At 40.0% G+C, this 19,348-nt stretch carries 17 protein-coding genes and 1 tRNA gene; 15 read left to right on the forward strand and 3 right to left on the reverse strand.

What is annotated here, in order from left to right:
* Positions 1-18 precede the first annotated feature (18 nt).
* From infC to AN391_RS16725, 9 genes are all read left to right on the forward strand, one after another.
* The gene (gene infC / locus AN391_RS16685) at positions 19-579 is read left to right on the forward strand and encodes a translation initiation factor IF-3 (RefSeq protein ID WP_024034072.1); all 561 of its coding nucleotides are present in this window, start codon (positions 19-21) and stop codon (positions 577-579) included.
* 211 nt (positions 580-790) lie between these two features.
* Entirely contained in the window at positions 791-991 is a 201-nt protein-coding gene (gene rpmI / locus AN391_RS16690; RefSeq protein WP_004587840.1) for a 50S ribosomal protein L35, read from the forward strand.
* A gap of 15 nt (positions 992-1,006) precedes the next feature.
* Positions 1,007-1,369 carry a 50S ribosomal protein L20 gene (rplT, locus tag AN391_RS16695; protein ID WP_004587841.1) on the forward strand — a complete coding sequence of 121 codons (363 nt, stop codon included), beginning with the start codon at positions 1,007-1,009 and terminating at the stop codon, positions 1,367-1,369.
* 334 nt (positions 1,370-1,703) lie between these two features.
* Entirely contained in the window at positions 1,704-3,521 is a 1,818-nt protein-coding gene (locus tag AN391_RS16700) for a M14 family metallopeptidase (RefSeq protein WP_055016451.1), read from the forward strand.
* A 1-nt stretch (position 3,522) separates the two neighbouring features.
* Positions 3,523-4,164: an MBL fold metallo-hydrolase gene (locus AN391_RS16705; RefSeq protein WP_055016452.1), complete on the forward strand. Its 642-nt coding sequence runs from the start codon at positions 3,523-3,525 to the stop codon at positions 4,162-4,164.
* A 90-nt stretch (positions 4,165-4,254) separates the two neighbouring features.
* Complete coding sequence (locus tag AN391_RS16710) at positions 4,255-4,713, forward strand: Lrp/AsnC family transcriptional regulator (RefSeq protein ID WP_002960703.1); 459 nt, start codon at positions 4,255-4,257, stop codon at positions 4,711-4,713.
* A 129-nt stretch (positions 4,714-4,842) separates the two neighbouring features.
* On the forward strand, positions 4,843-6,399 hold the full coding sequence (locus AN391_RS16715; protein WP_055016453.1) for a SulP family inorganic anion transporter: 1,557 nt from the start codon (positions 4,843-4,845) through the stop codon (positions 6,397-6,399).
* Between the two features lie 229 nt (positions 6,400-6,628).
* Positions 6,629-7,702 carry a sensor histidine kinase gene (locus AN391_RS16720; protein ID WP_055016463.1) on the forward strand — a complete coding sequence of 358 codons (1,074 nt, stop codon included), beginning with the start codon at positions 6,629-6,631 and terminating at the stop codon, positions 7,700-7,702.
* Positions 7,699-8,523: a LytTR family DNA-binding domain-containing protein gene (locus tag AN391_RS16725; RefSeq protein WP_055016454.1), complete on the forward strand. Its 825-nt coding sequence runs from the start codon at positions 7,699-7,701 to the stop codon at positions 8,521-8,523. Before AN391_RS16720 ends, AN391_RS16725 begins: the two co-directional genes overlap by 4 nt.
* A 62-nt stretch (positions 8,524-8,585) precedes the next feature.
* On the opposite strand, the gene pyk is transcribed toward AN391_RS16725, so the two are convergent.
* The gene (gene pyk / locus AN391_RS16730; protein ID WP_055016455.1) at positions 8,586-10,022 is read right to left on the reverse strand and encodes a pyruvate kinase; all 1,437 of its coding nucleotides are present in this window, start codon (positions 10,020-10,022) and stop codon (positions 8,586-8,588) included.
* A 384-nt stretch (positions 10,023-10,406) separates the two neighbouring features.
* On the opposite strand from pyk, the gene gndA reads away from it, so the two are divergent.
* Complete coding sequence (gndA, locus tag AN391_RS16735) at positions 10,407-11,780, forward strand: NADP-dependent phosphogluconate dehydrogenase (protein ID WP_055016456.1); 1,374 nt, start codon at positions 10,407-10,409, stop codon at positions 11,778-11,780.
* A 66-nt stretch (positions 11,781-11,846) separates the two neighbouring features.
* Here the strand turns inward: gndA and ansA are convergent, their stop codons facing one another.
* Entirely contained in the window at positions 11,847-12,857 is a 1,011-nt protein-coding gene (ansA, locus tag AN391_RS16740; protein ID WP_024034079.1) for an asparaginase, read from the reverse strand.
* An 81-nt stretch (positions 12,858-12,938) separates the two neighbouring features.
* The gene (gene sppA / locus AN391_RS16745; RefSeq protein WP_055016457.1) at positions 12,939-14,804 is read right to left on the reverse strand and encodes a signal peptide peptidase SppA; all 1,866 of its coding nucleotides are present in this window, start codon (positions 14,802-14,804) and stop codon (positions 12,939-12,941) included.
* A 219-nt stretch (positions 14,805-15,023) separates the two neighbouring features.
* Here sppA and AN391_RS16750 point away from each other — a divergent pair, with 219 nt between their 5' ends.
* From AN391_RS16750 to AN391_RS16770, 5 genes are all read left to right on the forward strand, one after another.
* A complete protein-coding gene (locus AN391_RS16750) occupies positions 15,024-16,985 on the forward strand; it encodes an FAD-dependent oxidoreductase (RefSeq protein WP_055016458.1) in 1,962 nt (653 codons plus the stop codon).
* A 90-nt stretch (positions 16,986-17,075) separates the two neighbouring features.
* Positions 17,076-17,759, forward strand: coding sequence for a DoxX family protein (locus AN391_RS16755; RefSeq protein ID WP_055016459.1), 684 nt, complete (start codon positions 17,076-17,078; stop codon positions 17,757-17,759).
* Between the two features lie 243 nt (positions 17,760-18,002).
* Positions 18,003-18,551, forward strand: coding sequence for an NAD(P)H nitroreductase (locus tag AN391_RS16760; protein ID WP_055016460.1), 549 nt, complete (start codon positions 18,003-18,005; stop codon positions 18,549-18,551).
* 204 nt (positions 18,552-18,755) lie between these two features.
* Positions 18,756-19,133 (forward strand): hypothetical protein, encoded by a 378-nt coding sequence (locus tag AN391_RS16765; protein WP_055016461.1) that lies wholly within the window; start codon positions 18,756-18,758, stop codon positions 19,131-19,133.
* 128 nt (positions 19,134-19,261) lie between these two features.
* Positions 19,262-19,348, forward strand: a tRNA-Ser gene (locus AN391_RS16770).

Genomic DNA, 19,348 nt, shown 5'->3' on the forward strand with positions numbered 1-19,348 from the left:
CTTATATTATTGATATTCTTGGAGGAACGTACCATTAGAGGCGGCAAGAAAGGGCAACAAACAGCTCAAAAAAATCGTATTAACGAAGAAATTACAGCTCAAGAAGTTCGTTTAATCGACATCGAAGGCGAACAAGCTGGAATTCAGTCATTAAAAGACGCACAAGCTATGGCTGATGCAGCGGGTGTTGATCTTGTAGAGATTAGCCCAAACGCTGAGCCGCCTGTTTGTAAGGTTATGGACTACGGTAAGTTCATCTTTGAAAAGAGCAAAGAACTAAAAGAGCAGAAGAAGAAGCAAAAGCAAATCCAGATTAAAGAAATCAAATTCCGTCCTGGTACGGATGAAGGTGACTATCAGGTTAAGCTGCGCAACTTACGTAAGTTCTTAGAAGCTGGCGATAAAGCTAAGATCACTATCCGCTTCCGTGGCCGCGAAATGGCTCACCAAGAAATTGGTATCGAATTATTAAACCGTGTTAAGGCTGATTTAGAAGAACTTGCAGTAGTTGAGTCTTTCCCAAATCGTGTTGAAGGCCGTCAAATGGTTATGATGATGGCGCCTGTTGCTAAAAAATAATTTTTAAGCGATAATGCGCACCGAATTTAGCCCAGGTACCCAAGTAATATGTAAATATTCACCTGTGCTAACCGGTTTTAAAGTAAAATTGCGGCATTTATGCTGGGTTTTCACCGGAATATGGCAGTAAGTTAGGCCTAAAAGTGGAGCTATAGAAATATATCTCACGCCTGCTTACTAATTTTTAAGCAATACATTTGGAGTTATTGCAATGGCTTATAAGCTAAAAAGTCACAGAGGCGCTGCTAAGCGTTTCAAGAAAACTGCTTCTGGCGGTTTCAAGCGTAAACAAGCGCATCTTCGTCACATTCTGACTAAGAAAACTTCTAAGCGTAAGTTACACCTACGTCCTAAGATGATGGTTCATAAAAATGACCATGGTCTAGTTTCACGTATGTTACCATTCGCTTAATAGGGGTTTTTAGAAATGGCAAGAGTTAAACGCGGCGTTGTCGCACGTGCACGTCACAAAAAAGTTTTAAAGCAAGCTAAAGGTTACTACGGAGCACGTTCACGTGTTTACCGCGTAGCTTTCCAGGCAGTTACTAAAGCGGGTCAATACGCTTACCGTGACCGTCGTGCTAAGAAACGTACTTTCCGTCAATTATGGATTGCACGTATCAATGCAGCTTCACGTCAAAATGGTCTGTCTTACAGCCGTTTTATCAATGGTCTTAAAAAGACTTCTGTAGAAATCGATCGTAAGATCCTTGCAGATATCGCTGTTTACGACCAAGTTGCATTTGCAGCGCTTGTTGAAAAAGCAAAAGAAGGCCTAGCGGCAGCTTAAGCTTTTTTAAATAAGTATTAAAGAGGAGCCTTAGGCTCCTTTTTTTGTGTCTACAATTTAAAACTCACCTAATAATATCTCCCATCAATAGTACTTTATTGATTTGAGGGCTAAATGTGTCGCTATCTGCGTTAAAAAAGTCTCGTTTAGAACAATTAAATAGCAAAATTTTTTGTTTCGCTAGCACCATGTATTTCCATCCTCAAAATAGATCATCTAATAAAGTGCATGGGTATCAGCGGGCTTTCTTTTTTGTTGAATCACCGCACTTTTATAATATCGCTATGTTTACTTGGTATAATTTGTTTTATTAAAGCGTTTGTTAGAGAAAACTATGTTTGCAAGTCTGTTATTTTTATCTGCAATTGTGGCAGATAACAGTCATTTACCGCCTCTTATTCCTTGGCAAGGTAATAGCGTTTCGTTATTACAACAACAAGGCCCATTAACTACTGATTTTGAGTTATCTCAGAGCAAAGCTTCGCCAAATTATGCCGACACAATGGCGTTTGTAGATAGGTTAGTTGCTGCAAACCCCACACAGTTTCAATCTCAAACAATAGGGTACAGTAATAGCAATCGAGCTATTAAAATGTTGGTTGCCAGTGAGCAAGGGTTCTTTGAAGCAGGGCAGATGGCTAACAGTACTAAGCCAACTATTCTTATCCAAGCCGGTATTCATGCAGGTGAGATAGATGGAAAAGACGCTATGTTTATGTTGCTGCGCGATATTGCAACAGGTAAGCGCCGTGATATTTTAAAAAAGGTAAACATACTTTTTATTCCTATCTTAAACGTAGATGGCCATGAGCGTAGCAGTGCATTTAATCGTATAAATCAGCGCGGCCCTGCAAAAATGGGCTTTAGAACCAATGCAAATAATCTAAACCTTAATCGCGATTACACTAAGTTAGATACACCCGAGGTAAGAAGTGTTTTAAAGGTTATTAATGATTATAACCCCAACTTGTATATTGATGTGCATGTTACTGATGGCGCAGATTATCAATACGATGTTACCTATGGTTATAATCCCGTTTTTGCCAGTGAATCGCCCGCGATATCGGATGCTTTAGATCAGTATATAAAGCCGGTTATTGACGCAACATTACAAAAGCAAGGACATATACCAGGGCCATTAGTGTTTGTTATGGATAAACGCGACTTTAAAAAAGGCCTTGCAGGTTGGGTGGCTACACCGCGATTTTCAAACGGGTGGGGCGATTTAAAATCATTACCAACAATTTTAGTTGAAAACCATTCTTTAAAACCTTATCAGCAACGCGTATTAGGAACCTATGTATTTTTAGATGGGGCGATAAACGCACTTTCTCAGTACAGCCATGAGCTTGCTAACGCCGTAAAAAAAGAACAAGAATTTGTACCTGATAAACTAATTGTTAAACGATCTTATGCAAAACAAGCAGACACAATTAGTGAGTTTAAGGGGGTAGAGTATACTTCAAGTGTAAGTGCGCTTTCGGGGCAAACTGAAGTTAAATATTTGGGAAAAGCCTATACCTACACTGACTTACCGATTTATTGGCAAAAACAGGTTGAACGAGTTGTTGATGTGCCACAGGCGTTTTTTGTACCGCCCGTGTATAGCGATATAATAGAAAAGCTTAAGTTACATGGGGTGTCTGTAAATAAACTTAAAGGCGCGAATACACAACCATTAAAGCTTGCTAAAGTATTGGATTATTCGTTTGATAAAGCCCCGTTTGAAGGGCGTTTTAGAGTCTCAGCAAGTTTTGATTATGTGCCTGCGATAAATGTAGATTTAGACGGTTGGTATCAAGTAAACACGCAACAAAAGGCTGGGGAATTAGCGGTTCATTTATTACACCCAGAAGCTCCTGATTCATTTTTTGCGTGGGGTGAATTTAATACGATTTTTCAACGAACAGAGTATATGGAAAATTACGCGTTAATCCCATACGCACGGAAAATGCTTAAAGACAACCCAAAACTTGCCCTTGAGTTTGATAAAAAACTTAAAGATAAAGCATTTGCGCACGATGCCAATGCACGTTTGAACTGGTTATATTCACATACCCCATTTTATGATGAAGCGTATTTAAAATACCCAATTTTAATGTCGTATGAGCAAGTAGCCGTTATCCCCGATCAAAAAGATAAAGAAATTTAATATGCACGTTATTACGATACCCGTGACTCCTTTTTCTCAAAATTGCAGAATAATTAGCTGTACAGAAACAAAGCAAGCAGTAGTAATTGACCCAGGTGGCGACACACAAAAAATTATAGCCACGCTTAATGAACACAAATTAGTATTGAGCGCTATTTGGCTTACGCATGGGCATTTAGACCATGTAGGTGCAGCTGATGAATTACGCGCACATTACAATGTACAAATTATTGGCCCACAAAAAGATGAGTCATTTTGGTTTGAAAACCTGCCTATGCAAGCACAAATGTTTGGATTTCCAGCTATTAAAGCCTTTTACCCTGATATTTGGCTTAATCATAATGATGTATTAACGCTTGGCAAACTTAGCTTTAGTGTTAAGCATTGCCCGGGGCACACACCTGGTCACATTGTGTTTTATGAACCTGATCAGCAATGCGTTATTGTTGGCGATGTTATTTTTAAAGGGGCTATAGGGCGTACAGATTTCCCTAAAGGCAACACAGAGCAGCTGATTGAGTCTATTAAAAGCCATATTTTAACGCTTGAAGATAACACGCGTATTTTAGCCGGCCATGGTGAAGATTCGACTGTAGGCCAAGAAAAACGCACTAATCCATTTATAAGTGGCCAATTTGGTTAATTAAAATCCATGAAAATGCAAAATTATTGCAGACGGAATTTTAAATTGGCTGTATAATTTAACCAGTTTATTAGATAAATAAGAAATAAAATGTCTCTAAATCACGTAGATCGCCAAATTTTGGCACTTTTACAACAGGACGCAAGTCTTTCAACTGCTGAAATTGCAGACAAAGTAGGCTTATCTCAATCACCTTGTTGGCGACGCATTGCTAAGCTTGAACAAGATGGCTACATCAAAAGTAAAGTGGCGCTTTTAGATGAGAAAAAGCTTGGTTTTGACATGCTTGTATACGCACATGTGCGCTTATCAAACCATGGCAAGAAAAACTTAGCTGAGTTTGAAAAGCTAATTATGAGCTATGACGAAGTGACAGAATGTTACACAATGGCCGGTACTATGGACTTTATGCTGCGTATAATCTCACAAGGTATAGAAGGCTATGAGCACTTTGTACGTGACAATTTACTCAGCTTAGAATACGTTCAAGAGGTTCACTCTAACGTAACCATGACATGTGTAAAACGCAGTACATCTCTTCCTCTATAAAATAAACAACACAAAGTTAAGCTATACTAACAAAGCTAATAACGCTGTGTGCGAATTGTTAAATGAGCGCTAATTTGGTAACATTTAGCGCTTTTTCGATCCTAACCAAATAACCCCCTGAGGAACTCAATGTTTAACTTACTCAGCAAAGCGCCTAGCTCTGCTAAAAACGATATTTTATCTGGCTTAACTGTAGCACTTGCTCTCGTTCCAGAAGCTGTTGCGTTTGCTTTTGTAGCAAATGTCGAACCTTTAGTTGGTCTCTATGCCGCGTTTATCGTTGGTTTAATTACGGCTATTTTTGGTGGCCGCCCTGGTATGATTTCGGGCGCTACCGGTGCATTAGCGGTTGTAATGGTAAGTTTGGTACTCGATCACGGTGTTGAGTATTTATTTGCCACAGTGCTCTTGATGGGGATATTGCAAATACTCGCGGGGGTATTTAAGCTTGGTAAGTTTATTCGTATGGTTCCGCATCCTGTTATGCTCGGCTTCGTAAATGGATTAGCGATAGTTATATTTTTAGCACAACTTGGCCAGTTTAAAGTACCCGATGGCGCAGGCGGCCAGCAATGGATGACGGGCGAAGCCCTTTACATTATGTTAGGCTTAGTCGCGTTAACCATGGCTATCATTCACTTTTTACCTAAGCTAACTACTGCGGTGCCTTCTTCTTTAGTGGCTATTGTAACAGTAACCGCGTTAGTAATAGGTCTTGATTTAGACTCACGCACTGTACTTGATTTTCTAAAAGGGATGACAGGTAATGAATCGGCGACTATTGCCGGCGGCTTGCCAGAGTTTCATATACCAATGGTTCCATTTACCTTAGACACTTTTTATATCATTTTTCCGTATGCATTAATTTTAGCGGCTATAGGCTTAATTGAGTCGTTGTTAACGCTGAGCCTAATTGATGAAATTACCGAAACCCGTGGTCACTCAAATAAAGAGTGTATTGGCCAAGGTGCTGCCAATGTAACGTGTGGCTTTTTTGGCGCTATGGGTGGCTGTGCCATGATTGGGCAATCGATGATTAACATTAATTCGGGCGGACGCTCGCGCTTGTCGGGTATAAGTGCAGCATTAATGCTACTTGCTTTTATTATATTCGCATCAAGTTTAATTGAAATGATCCCATTGGCAGCGCTTGTCGGTGTTATGTTTATGGTTGTGCTTGGTACGTTTGAATGGGCAAGCTTTAAAATGATGAAGCGCGTACCACTGTCTGATGCCTTTGTGATTGTATTAGTATCTGGTGTGACTGTAATAACAGATTTAGCCATTGCTGTGTGTGTTGGTGTTATTGTTTCTGCCTTAGTTTTTGCTTGGCAACATGCAAAACATATTTACACAACTAACTACATTGACGAGCAAGGTGCTAAAGTGTATGAGCTTCATGGCCCGTTATTTTTCGGCTCTGTGAAAAACTTCTCTGAGTTATTTGATGTTAAAAGTGACCCTAAAGATGTAATTATTGAGTTTAAACACAGTCGCGTTGCCGATCACAGTGCTATAGAAGCCATAGACAGCCTAGCTGATAAATACACAAAAGCAGGTAAGCAGCTTCACTTACGCCACTTAAGTAAAGATTGTAAGCAGTTGTTACACAAAGCACGTGATTTAGTAGAGGTTAACGTAATTGAAGATCCAACTTATAAAGTAGCCTCAGATAAGCTTGCCTAGTTTACAAGCTGGCTTTGTATATACGAGCTGATTGAATCGGCATTTTAAAAGCGAAAGGTTAAAGCCTTTCGCTTTTTTATTGGCTTAACTTTGCGGTAAGCCTCTTAAAAATTAAGATAGTTGGTACTGCTAACACTTTGTAATAATCGATATAATAACCAAACCAGTGGTTAAATTAGCTAACGTAAATTTAACTTATTGGCTAACTTATACGGAGTTGTATTTTATTTTGAATTGGCAATCTTTAGTTGATAACAGGCAACGCTTTTTTTGGCTATTGCAAATTGCAGGCTGGATCGGTTATGCGCTTGTAAATTATATCGGCTCTAAAGTATTTGAAATGCGTGACATTTATGTGTTCGTTATATTATTAAATGCCTATGCAGGCTGTTTAATGACAGTCCCACTTCGTTATATTTACAGAAAAACTTGGAATGCATCACCGTGGATATTAATGGTGGTTGTATTTGGTGCCTCGTACATTACAGGTACGTTGTGGGCAATTGTACAAAAATTTAATTTGTGGGAAATATACCGCCACGGTTACCGTCCAGAAGATTGGTTTTACTATTTACAGCATGGCTTAGATTCTGTTTACATAATTTTGTGTTGGAGTGGCTTATACTTTGGCATAAAGTATTATCAGCTATTACAAAGTGAGCGACAAAAAGCGCTTAAAGCCACTACAATGGCCCATGAAGCGCAATTAAAAATGCTCAGATATCAACTTAACCCGCATTTTTTATTTAATACGCTTAATGCTATTTCTACATTAGTTTTGGTAAAAGAAAACAAAGATGCTAACTTAATGGTGGCAAGGTTGAGTGACTTTTTGCGTTATACGCTAAATACCGACCCCATTAAAAAAGTGCCTTTAGAGCAAGAGCTACACGCACTAATGCTGTATTTAGAAATAGAGCGGGTCAGATTTGATGAACGCTTAAAAGTAAATATAGATGTAAGCGAGCAAGCAAAAGAGGCCCTTGTGCCGAGCTTAATTTTGCAACCGATAATAGAAAACGCAATTAAATACGCTATTGCGCATATGTCACAAGGCGGTGTGATAGACATAAAAGCACAGGTTTTTGCCAACGAGCTACTACTTGAAGTAGGTGATAATGGCCCCGGTACCGAACTAATAGACGGACAACTTGTAAATGCACAAGGGGTAGGGGTAGCAAATACCAAAGACAGATTAAAAACGCTCTATGAAAATAATTATTCGTTTGTATTATCACATAATACGCCAAGTGGATTGAAAGTTAATCTGCGAGTACCGTTTGAGAAGGCTGTGAAGAAATGACTAAAATTAAAACCATCATTGTTGATGATGAACCATTAGCAAGAAAGGGCTTAGCAGTAAGACTTGAAGAATATACAGATATAGAAGTAGTTAAACTGTGTAGTTCTGGCTCTGATGCAATAGAAGCATGTAAAGAGCACCCAGTAGACTTAGTTTTTTTAGATATACAGATGCCAGGAATGAATGGCTTTGAAGTTGCCCGTGCCTTAAGCGAAAGCACTAAAGCGTTACCCGCAATTGTGTTTGTTACTGCGTTTGATCAATTTGCAGTAAAGGCCTTTGAAATACATGCTTTGGATTACATTTTAAAACCCGTTGACGATAACAGACTAAAACAGGCGGTAGAAAAAGTGCATAGTTACTTAAAAACACAGCAAGACAACGCCCATAAGAAAAAACTAGCGAGTTTTGTTGCCGGTATTACAGGTAATAATTGTGAAGAAATACTTAAAAAATTGGCCACCGGCGATACCCTAACCGACAAACGTTACCCAGAATCATTAGCTGTTAAAGAGCAGGGAGAAATTATTCGTGTGCCGGTTGCGACAATTCAGTGGGTAGATGCCGCGGGCGATTATATGTGTTTACATTGCCAAGACGGGCAAACACATATATTGCGCAAAACAATGAAAGAGCTTGAGCAAGAGCTCGATCCACATTTGTTTGTTCGCGTTCATCGCAGTGCCATTGTAAATACTAAACAAATAAGCAAGCTGGTGACACAAGTAAGTGGCGAGTATTTATTAGTGCTTGAAAACGGACAAGAGCTTAAAGTAAGCCGAAGCTACCGCGATAAAGTAAAAGCAGCGCTGGCCAGCTAGTTTACTATTTTACAGACATAAAAAATGCGAGCTTAGCTCGCATTTTTTATATAAGGCAGAAACTACGCAACAGTTACAATTTTCATTGTGTTGGTTGCGCCCACAGTTTCCATTGAGTCGCCGTGAGTAATAATGACTGTCTCACCTGATTTCAAAGAGCCTTGTGCTACAAGGGTATCAAGGGCTGCTTTTACCATGCCGTCTTTTTCAGTTTTAGTCGAGTCAAAAAACACAGGGTAAACACCACGATAAAGCGCAGTTTGACCTAGCGTACTAGCATGACGTGACAGCGAGTAAATAGGTAAACCAGAGCTGATACGCGACATAAGTTTAGCGGTGCTGCCTGACTCCGTTAAAGTAACAATTGCTTTTACCGAATCTAAATGGTTTGCAGCGTACATAGCCGAAAGCGCGATAGATTCTGCATTGTTAGAAAACCGGCTGTCTAAACGGTGCTTAGATACATGAGTCTCTTTTTGTGATTCTGCGCCTAAACAAACACGGGCCATTGTGGCTACTGTTTCTTCAGGGTAATCACCGGCAGCGGTTTCTGCTGAAAGCATAACTGCATCTGTGCCATCAAGCACGGCATTTGCTACATCCATAACCTCTGCGCGTGTTGGCATTGGGTTATCGATCATCGATTCCATCATTTGTGTTGCGGTTACAACAGTACGGTTTAATGAACGAGCACGACGTATAATGAGTTTTTGTTTACCCATCAGTGCAGCATCGCCAATTTCAACACCTAAGTCACCACGGGCAACCATAACAGCATCTGATGCTAATACAATGTCATCTACTGCTTCTTGTGTTTCTACGGCTTCAGCACGTTCAATTTTTGCAAGTAACTGTGCTTTAGAGCCAGCCGCTTCAGCTAAAGAGCGTACGTAACGCATATCATCGCCACTGCGTGGGAATGATACTGCAATGTAATCAACGTCTATTTCAGCGGCTGTGATTAAATCTTCTTTGTCTTTTTCTGTAAATGCAGGGGCTGTTAAACCACCACCTAAACGGTTAATACCTTTATTATTTGATAAAACGCCACCTACAGTTACTGAGCAGTGCACTAAGTGACCGTCAACTTGTTCAACAGTGAGTTGAATAAGACCATCATTTAATAGTAACAAATCCCCAGGGCTTACATCTTGTGGTAATTCTTTGTAATCAATACCGACCGCGTTAACATCGCCTTCACCTTTTTCCATTTTTGCATCTAAGGTGAACTTAGCGCCTACTTCAAGGTTTACTTTACCTTCTTTAAACGTTGAAACACGAATTTTAGGGCCTTGAAGGTCTGCAAGTATAGCTACATGTTTACTTAATTTTGTGGCTATCTCGCGTACAGCTTGTGCACGGTCTTTGTGATCTTGTGCAACACCATGTGAGAAGTTTAAACGTACTACATTAGCGCCAGCGCGAATAATTTTTTCTAAGTTGTTATCTCGATCTGTTGCAGGCCCAAGTGTAGCGACTATTTTTGTGCGTCTTAGCATCAAATTCTCCTGTGTGCTTAGATGTATAAGCAGGTTGACGGTTATTTTGTGACTTCAAAATACTTATAACTTATGTACAAACATTTTTAGTTATAGGCAAACTAGTTAGTATTGCCACTATTTTATACAAAACGAATATGTCATCATTATGACACCGGTGTCAAAATAGGTCAATGATCTTAAATTTAAAATGCGTAGAGTATTTGTAACCGCCAAGCCCTTATATTTGATACAATTGCAGTGCTTTTTATTAGCGTAATAAAAAAGCATGCTGTATTAGCTCAACGTTCGCATTTTATGGCGGTATGAGTATAATGCACGCGGTATTATTTTATGAATTACTGAGTTTACTAACCAAATAGTTGTTACCGAGGAGGACACTAAATGCAAGTTGCATTAGTCGGGTTAGGCGTTATGGGCAAAAACCTTGCCTTAAACATGATTGAAAAAGGCATAACATTAGTCGCATATGATAAAAATCCACATGCGGGTGAAGAGTTATTAAGTTGTGCTAAATCGCAAGGCATGGCCGATAGACTTCATATTGTTTCTGATTTAGGAGACATGGTAAGGCGTTTAGAAGCACCTCGCTCTATTTTATTATTAGTGCCTGCGGGCGAATTGGTTGATGCTGTATGTAATGAGCTTGTTGAAGCTGGCGTACAGTGTAACGATATGATTGTAGATTGTGGTAACAGTAACTACAAAGACGGCATTAACCGTAAACTTAAGTATCAAAACAAATTTGAATTTGCCACCATGGGTATTTCTGGCGGTGCCGAAGGCGCACGCCATGGTCCTGCAATGATGGCAAGTGGTTCAGAAGGCGGTTGGGAGCGAATTGAACCGTGGTTTGAAAAAGTAGCAGCTAGTTACAATGGCGAGTCGTGTTTTGCCCGCGTGGGTCAATCAGCCAGTGGTCACTTTGTAAAAATGGTTCATAACGGCATTGAGTATGCAATCATGCAGCTTATTGCAGAAGTGTATCAATTACTGCGTATTGGCACCGGTCGCTCACCTAAAGAAGTGGCTGAAATTTTTGATGACTGGTCTACCGGTCACTTAAACAGCTATTTACTTGCTATTTCTAGTCATATTTTGTCTCTTGAAAATACCAAGCAAAAACCGCTGGTTGATTTAATTGATAACAAAGTAGGTGCAAAAGGCACAGGCCTTTGGACTGCACAAAATGCACTTGAATTAGGTATTGCAGTTCCTTCATTGGTTGCTGCGGTGCAAGCTCGTCACTTAACCAATGTATGTGACACTACCGCTGCGCAAGAGATGACGTATGCTGCTAAAGCGACCAACAAAGTTGATGTCGACCTTGAAGAGCTAAAAGATGCATTCACATTGGCGAGTTTATTAGCGTATCGCCAAGGTTTAGCATTAATAAAAGGGGCGTCTCGCACTCACCAGTGGAAAGTCGATTTGTCTAAAACTCTGCAAACATGGCGTGCTGGTTGTATTATTCGTGCTGATTATTTAGATAGCGTTGCTCAAGGTGTTGAATACATTGATACACTTGAAAACGAATCCAATGCGCTACGTAAAGTAACTGGGCAAGCAATCATGACCGGTTTAGCGTTCCCTGTACTTGCATCCACTCAAACGTATTTAGCAACATTAACTACACCAAGTAATGGGCACTTAGTGCAAGCTCAGCGTGATTACTTTGGTGAGCATGGTATTAAAACTCACTCAGGTGAAGTGTGTCACTTAACCGATTTAGTGAGCATAGACGCAAAAGTAAGATAATTACCGCGTTTATAAAATAATAAAGGCACGCTGTTTAGCGTGCCTTTTGCGCTTTGGTAACACAAATTAGCGGCTTAATTCACCGCGTAAATTGTCTTGCATTAAATGGCGAATCGTTTCAATTTCTAGGTTTTGGCTAAACAAATAATGCAGCTTTGTTAAACACGCCTCTAGTGTCATGTCGTAGCCACTTATTACACCAATATTTAATAGCGCGTTACCCGTAGCATAGCCGCCCATATTTACATGGCCTTTTAAACACTGCGTTAAATTAACAATAACCATGCCGCGTTTACTTGCCTCACTTAGTACGTCTAAAAAGTCAGGGTCTTGTGGGGCATTACCTACACCAAAGCTAAGCAATACCAGTGCTTTTATATTATCATTCACCAAACTTTTAACCACGTCTTTGCTAATGCCAGGGTATAAATAAAGGACACCAATGGGCTGGGGTGTAATGGTGGTTACCTGTAGTTCGTTTTCTACGTAAGGACTAAGTTGACCTTTAATTAGCTGAATATTTATACCAGATAACGCTAAAGGCTCTAGATTAGGCGATGCAAACGCATTAAAGCCATCAGCATGAGCTTTAGTGGCTCGGTTACCTCTAAATAATTGGTTATTAAAAAATAAGCTTACTTCAGCTATCGGGTAATTAGCCGCTAAAAACATGGCGTTTAATAAGTTAACTTGGCCATCAGAGCGTAATTGCGATAAAGGAATTTGCGAGCCTGTAACAATAACGGGTTTAGTTAAGTTTTCGAACATGAACGACAGGGCTGAGGCTGTATAAGCCATTGTATCGGTGCCATGCAGTACCACAAAACCATCGTAATCGTGGTATTTGCTTTTAATGTCATCAGCTATAAGTTGCCAGTGCGCCGGTGACATATCTGAGGAATCGATTAATGGGCAGTATTCGTGAATATCAAAAAGAGGCATTTCTTCACGGTTAAATTCTGCGTTATTGACCACTGTTTCTGTTAAAAAACCTTCAGCAGGAATGTATCCTCGGCTCGATTTTTTCATCCCTATGGTGCCGCCAGTGTATGCGATATAAATGCGTTTACGTTTCATAAAAAAGCCCAGTAAAAAAACTGGGCTTAGTATAACGTTAAGTTGTTTTAAATACAGCTGCTTATGTAAATACGTGCACTTTTATTGTGCAACGCTACACACTAAACAACGTGCGTATACACCTTGCGGATCGTTATAATCTTTAAGATCAGCTACTTCACTACTTAGACGCTTTATCACCGTATTAATGTTCGCTTGTGTGGCTAACACCGAGGTGGTATTTGTATTTAAACCAAGCATAGATTTAACCGATGCACTGCCAAAAATATCTTGCAGCATTTTTTCTTGTGGGCTCAGGTCTTGCTTAATCGTTTTCACTTCGTAGTGATTTAGTTTTGCAAGTGCTGCAGCGGCATCAATCGCATCTTGTTTATCGCCAAGCTTATCAACTAGGCCAAGCTCTTGTGCTTGTGAAGCTATCCATACACGCCCCTGTGCAATTTTATCAACTTGCTCTGGTGTCATATTGCGCGCGTCAGCTACCACATCTAAAAAGCGCCCATACGCTTCTTCGACACTCATTTGAATAACTTGCGCCATTTTTTCATTAAGAGGGCGAGTAATAGAAAATCCAGCCATTTCTGTTGTGGCAACACCATCTGAGTACACACCAATTTCAGATAACGTATCTTCAAAAGTCATGAAGGTGCCAAACACGCCTATAGAGCCGGTGATGGTGCTTGGAGCTGCCCAAATTTCGTTAGCTGCTGAGGCAATCCAATAACCACCAGATGCGGCGACTGAGCTCATTGATGCTATAACGGGTTTACCTGCGGCTTTAAGTGCTAATACTTCAGCGCGAATAACCTCAGAGGCAAACATGCTGCCGCCACCCGAATCAATACGTAAAACAACAGCTTTTACTTTATCATCAAGGCGTGCTTTACGAAGTAAAGCTGCGGTTGAGTCACCGCCAATTTCACCTGCTTTGCGCTCACCGTCAACTATGGTGCCTTTTGCAACAACCACAGCTACTTTTTCTGTAATTGGGTTATCAAATTCGATAGGGGGCTTAACTAAGCTTAAGTACTCCCGAAAAGACACTTGCTTAAATGTTTTACCGTCTTCTTGTGCGCCAACTAAATCAATGAGTTGTTGGCGAATTTGCTGAGTTGTTTTAAGCGAATCGACCCATTGATGGTCGAGGGCATATTTACCTGCATCGCCATTTGCAGCCTTCATTTTAGCAAGGTAAGCATCCATGGTTTCGTCAAAGTTAGATTCATCAAAAGGGCGCACTGCAGCAACATCTTGCTTATATTCGCTCCATAACGCACCAAGCCAAACACGGTTAGCTTCTTTAGCTGCATCAGACATATCGTTACGAATAAACGGCTCTACCGCCGACTTAAATGTGCCAACACGGAATATATGCTGTGTTACTTTAAGTTTTTCGAGTGCATCTTTAAAGTAGAGTGGATACATTCCATAGCCTTCAATAGCTACCGAACCATATGGATGCATTGCAATTTCATCGGCGTGCGAGGCAATATAATATTGCGATTGAGTGTAATAGTAGCCTGATGCAATCACTTTTTTACCCGCTAGCTTAAAGGCATCTAACGATTTAGTAATACGCTTTAACTTGTTTAAGTGGGCTTTAGGCATTTCTTGTAAATCAAGTAATATAACGCTGATGCGCTCGTCTTGAGTGGCTTCATCAATTACTTTAACTACATCATCAAGCAAAATTTCGCTAGGTGCTTCTGAACTTGATGTTGCATCGTTAATGGCTGCTTCAACTGGGTCTATGTATGTTTTTTCTTCTACAATAGGCCCATTAAGATTAAGCCTAAGTACAGAGCCATCTTCTACAATTATTGTATCGTCATCATTTGAAAGTGACATAAAAAACACAACAACCAGTAATAAAAACAAAATGTTGAGTATTAAACGACGAGAAAAGTTGATTCCAGCCCAAATACCTCTAAATACCTTTGCTATCAAAATAGCTCCTTAATTTGGTACAGCTAATACATTAGTTCCATCTTAGCCTAGAATAAAAATAATTTTAACTGCTAAATCGTAACGAAGTGTTTATAAGGTTACATAAATATACGTTTTTAATAGTATTTTTAATTAAATGCAGGCACATATTGCTAATTACTTGCCATTAAAGCAAAATTAGCTAATGTATACAGGTTAGACCAGTTAACGGGGCACAGGATGTTAGAACAACAATTAGAATTAAAACACACACAATTACGAAACCGCTTAGTAATGGGCTCAATGCATACAGGCCTTGAAGAAGGGTGGCATAACCGAAAAAGATTAAGTGCCTTTTATGAGGCGCGCGCTAAAGGTGGCACGGCCATGATCATTACGGGTGGGTACAGCCCTAACTTGCGTGGCAAATTAACGCCTATTTCTTCATCATTTAATAGTTATTATGATGTATTTAAACACCGTGCATACACAGGCGCCGTTCACAAACATGGTGGAAAAATATGTTTGCAGCTTTTACACGCTGGTCGATACGCTTATCACCCGTTTAACCAAGCACCTAGTGCTATCCAAGCGCCTATAAATCCGTATAAGCCTAAACAAATGTCGTTAAGCTCAATTAAAAAAACGATAAAAGACTTTGCTCACTCTGCTTATATGGCAGAAAAAGCGGGTTACGATGGTGTGGAAATAATGGGCTCTGAAGGCTACTTAATTAACGAGTTTATGGCGCCACACACCAATAAGCGAGATGACGAGTTCGGCGGCAGCCTAGAAAATAGAATGCGATTAGCGCTTGAAATAGTGAAAGCCGTTAGAGCGAAAGTATCTGATACGTTTTTAATTATTTTTAGATTATCTGTTATGGATCTTATCCCGAATGGCTCAACCCCTGATGAGGTGACTATTCAGGCTAAAGCACTTGAGCAAGCTGGTGTTGATATTTTTAATACCGGCATTGGGTGGCATGAAGCACGCGTGCCGACAATTGCCAGTATGGTGCCACCAGGCGCATTTAAAGAAGCGTCAAAACGATTAAAGTCGGTAGTGAATGTACCTGTTATAGCTGTAAACCGTATCAATACACCGGATATAGCCAACCAAATTCTAAACGATGATGAAGCCGATTTAATTTCAATGGCACGTCCTTTATTGGCCGATCCTGAATTTTTTAACAAATACCAAAATCAGCAAACTAAACAAATAAATATTTGTATTGGCTGTAACCAAGGCTGTTTAGATCACGTATTCAAAAATAAACGTGCAACCTGTTTAGTCAACCCACAAGCTGCTTTTGAACTTGATTACCCTCTAGATAAAGCTTCTAAAGCTAAAAATGTATTTGTGGTTGGTGCGGGTCCTGCAGGGCTTTCGGCAAGTTGTTATTTGGCTCAAAAAGGGCACACAGTAACGCTTATCGATCAAAAAACACAAATGGGTGGCCAATTCAATTTAGCCATGCAAATACCTGGTAAAGAAGACTTCAATCATACGCTAAGCTATTTTACCAATGAACTTGAAAGGCTTAACGTAAATGTTGAGCTTGGAAAAGCCTACGATGATTCAATGTTGCAAAAATACGATGACATCGTATTTGCTACAGGTGTTCGCCCCCGTGAAGCATCAATTGAGTGCAGTGATGATAAACGCGTATTTGCCTATGATGAAGTGATTCGCGGTGAAGTAGAGCTTGGTAAATCAATCGCCATTTTAGGCGCCGGCGGTATTGGCTTTGATATGGTTGCTTTTTTAAGCGAGCACAAATCGCAAACTATTCCTGAGTTTAAAAAGCAGTGGGGTATTGAGTGCGAGGCACAGCCACATAAAGACGAGCGACAGTTATATATGCTAAAACGCAGTGCAGGGCGCTTTGGTAGCGGACTAGGTAAAACCACAGGTTGGATACATCGTCAGGTTGCTAAGCAGCATGGTGTTAAACAAATTGCTGATTGCCAATACCATAGTTTTGATAAGAACGGCCTTACAATTACTGTTGCAGGTGAAAAACAAGTATTACCTGTCGATACGGTTATTGCGTGTATAGGCCAAGTTTCTAATAATGAAGTGCTTGAGCAACATCGCGAAAATGCAAAAGTACATGTTATTGGTGGCGCAAAATTAGCTGCAGCAATTGATGCCAAGCGTGCAATTTTTGAAGCGCTTCAAGTGGCCAGAGCTATTTAACAGTGTTAATAAAATGAAATAATTTACAATGGTCTCGGGTCTGGTAAGTATAGAGTTCATTACAAAATATACTGACAAAGCAGGCCACACATGAGTAAATTATTTTTTTTGTATAATAAAATTATGGGTAATCTATCCTATGCCGACGGATTACCCGCATTACTATTTCGTTTAATCTTAGCCCCTGTAATGATTATTGCGGGCTTCAATAAATTAGCCTTAAGTGGAGAAACTGACGGCTTTTTTAGCTATTTTCTTGCTGATGCAAGTGTTGTGCAATGGTTTGGAAATAGTGAATGGGGCTTAGGGTTACCCTTTCCTGATTTACTGGCTTTTTTGGCTGGGTGGAGTGAATTTTTAGGCGGATGGTTTTTATTATTTGGGTTATTTACTCGCTTAGTGAGCATTCCGCTTATGTTTACAATGGTTGTGGCAGCAACAACTGTGCATTGGCATAATGGTTGGTTTGCTATAGCGCCATCAAACCCTACGACCAGCTCGGCTCAAGTACTTGATTGGTTAGCGATACCAGGGGCAAAAGAAAGCCTTGAAAACTCACTAGAAGTACAAGAGCGTATAAGTAAAATTAGGGACATAGTTAAAGAGCACGGATTTACAGATTACTTATATGAAAAAGGTAAACCTTCCATAATAAATAACGGTATCGAATTTTCTGCTATTTATTTTGCCATGTTACTAGGCTTGTTTTTTGTAGGTGGCGGTCGCTACGTCAGTGTTGATTATTGGCTAAGGCGTGCAGTAGTAAAACAGTAGCAAGCAAATTGGTTTAAAAAGGGCGTATAAATATTTTTTATACGCCCTTTTTGTTTGTAACGCGTGTTAAGTGTATAGCGCCTCTCTCGTATTTAAACAGGGGGATCTGAATATCATTTAACACAGTAAGGGCGCTTTAATACGAAGGGGGTAGTATGATTTTAATAAAATTGATAATTAAGCAGAGTTTATTTATTAAAGGCATAAATGGTACTCTAACGTTTTGAATTATGAGAGTACGCTATGGATGCTATTGAGCTTTTACTAACCCGCCAATCAGACGCTAAATTAACTGCCCCAGGGCCAAATTCAGAGCAACTCGATATTATAAAGCAAGCTGCATTACGGGTGCCTGATCACGGATGTATAGCACCTTGGGAGTTTATTGTAGTGCAGGGCGATGCTCGCCAAAAGCTTGGAGAAATATACTATCAAAGTGCCGTTGCTGAGCAGCAAGAAGAAAAAGTGATTAAACGCGCAAGAGAGCTTGTACTGCGCGCACCAATGATCATCATTGCTATTGCAAAGTATCAAGCCCATCCAAAAGTGCCGCGTATTGAGCAAGTACAAAGCGCCGGTTGCAGTGTACTTGCAATGCAGCAAGCCGCTTTTGCACAAGGTTTGGGTGGTGTATGGCGAACAGGCTATTTTGCCCAAAGCACTGCTGTAAAAAATGCTCTTAATTTAGACGAACAAGATGAAATTGTAGGGTATTTGTATCTTGGTACTCCAGAGGTTGAGTGCAAAAAGCCAGCTAAACATAAACCAGAGGACTACTTCACCGATTTGTAATTAATATTGAACTAGTGCAGCTTCGTGCAGTCATATAGCATTAAGGTTGCTGCTGTTAAGCTCGCCCTTTTTGATTTAGCTGTGAGAAGCGCACGGAAGCAATATTAGGTTAACTTTTTCTTCTTCAGTTTGTTTTTTAATCGGTTGTTTTTTGCTAAAGTATGGAAAGTCTTAATAAAAATAACGATAAAGAAGACGAAAACGATGGGAAATTTATTTTTACAAGAAAAAGAGAATTGGCTGGCATGGTCAATTTGGGGAATAGTAGGTGCTTTTGTTACACTGTACGTTGCAATGAGTACCAATACTGCACATTTTATTGCAGGCTCTGCCATGGGAATGCTTGTTTTATTGACATGGTGGATGCAGCAGACTAAACGATTCGATTTTGGCCGGGCATTTAAAATTTGTTTTTATGTGTTGTTGCTAAGTGTATTGCCTGCGTTTTTATTTGTGGTTGTACCGAGTGATGATTTAAACCGTTTTGATCTAATATTTCAAAGCGTTACATTTTTAGCGCTTAGTTTATTACTGTGTTTGATTTGCTCGTGGATTGCACGCAGACCAAAGCAATACTACTAATAGACTAATGAGCAACCTAGGTTTTTAGTTGTTTTTGGTGTTTTTTTGAAGCAAATGCCTTTTTTAGCTAATTATTTATATTTAGCTCTTTACAAGTTGCTCAATACCCCCTATTATTCGCGCCGTACGGAGAGATGGCAGAGTGGTCGAATGCACCGGTCTTGAAAACCGGCATAGGTTTGTAGCCTATCTAGGGTTCAAATCCCTATCTCTCC

The organism is Pseudoalteromonas sp. P1-13-1a (genome assembly GCF_001401875.1).
In the GTDB taxonomy this organism is placed as follows: Bacteria; Pseudomonadota; Gammaproteobacteria; order Enterobacterales; family Alteromonadaceae; genus Pseudoalteromonas.

Bases quoted from the DNA above. Each gene is read 5' to 3' on its own strand.
- rpmI (WP_004587840.1), top strand. From the start codon at position 791: ATGGCTTATAAGCTAAAAAGTCACAGAGGCGCTGCTAAGCGTTTCAAG.
- rplT (WP_004587841.1), top strand. From the start codon at position 1,007: ATGGCAAGAGTTAAACGCGGCGTTGTCGCACGTGCACGTCACAAAAAA.
- AN391_RS16700 (WP_055016451.1), top strand. From the start codon at position 1,704: ATGTTTGCAAGTCTGTTATTTTTATCTGCAATTGTGGCAGATAACAGT.
- AN391_RS16705 (WP_055016452.1), top strand. From the start codon at position 3,523: ATGCACGTTATTACGATACCCGTGACTCCTTTTTCTCAAAATTGCAGA.
- AN391_RS16710 (WP_002960703.1), top strand. From the start codon at position 4,255: ATGTCTCTAAATCACGTAGATCGCCAAATTTTGGCACTTTTACAACAG.
- AN391_RS16715 (WP_055016453.1), top strand. From the start codon at position 4,843: ATGTTTAACTTACTCAGCAAAGCGCCTAGCTCTGCTAAAAACGATATT.
- AN391_RS16725 (WP_055016454.1), top strand. From the start codon at position 7,699: ATGACTAAAATTAAAACCATCATTGTTGATGATGAACCATTAGCAAGA.
- pyk (WP_055016455.1), bottom strand. From the start codon at position 10,022: ATGCTAAGACGCACAAAAATAGTCGCTACACTTGGGCCTGCAACAGAT.
- gndA (WP_055016456.1), top strand. From the start codon at position 10,407: ATGCAAGTTGCATTAGTCGGGTTAGGCGTTATGGGCAAAAACCTTGCC.
- ansA (WP_024034079.1), bottom strand. From the start codon at position 12,857: ATGAAACGTAAACGCATTTATATCGCATACACTGGCGGCACCATAGGG.
- AN391_RS16750 (WP_055016458.1), top strand. From the start codon at position 15,024: ATGTTAGAACAACAATTAGAATTAAAACACACACAATTACGAAACCGC.
- AN391_RS16755 (WP_055016459.1), top strand. From the start codon at position 17,076: ATGAGTAAATTATTTTTTTTGTATAATAAAATTATGGGTAATCTATCC.
- AN391_RS16760 (WP_055016460.1), top strand. From the start codon at position 18,003: ATGGATGCTATTGAGCTTTTACTAACCCGCCAATCAGACGCTAAATTA.
- AN391_RS16765 (WP_055016461.1), top strand. From the start codon at position 18,756: ATGGGAAATTTATTTTTACAAGAAAAAGAGAATTGGCTGGCATGGTCA.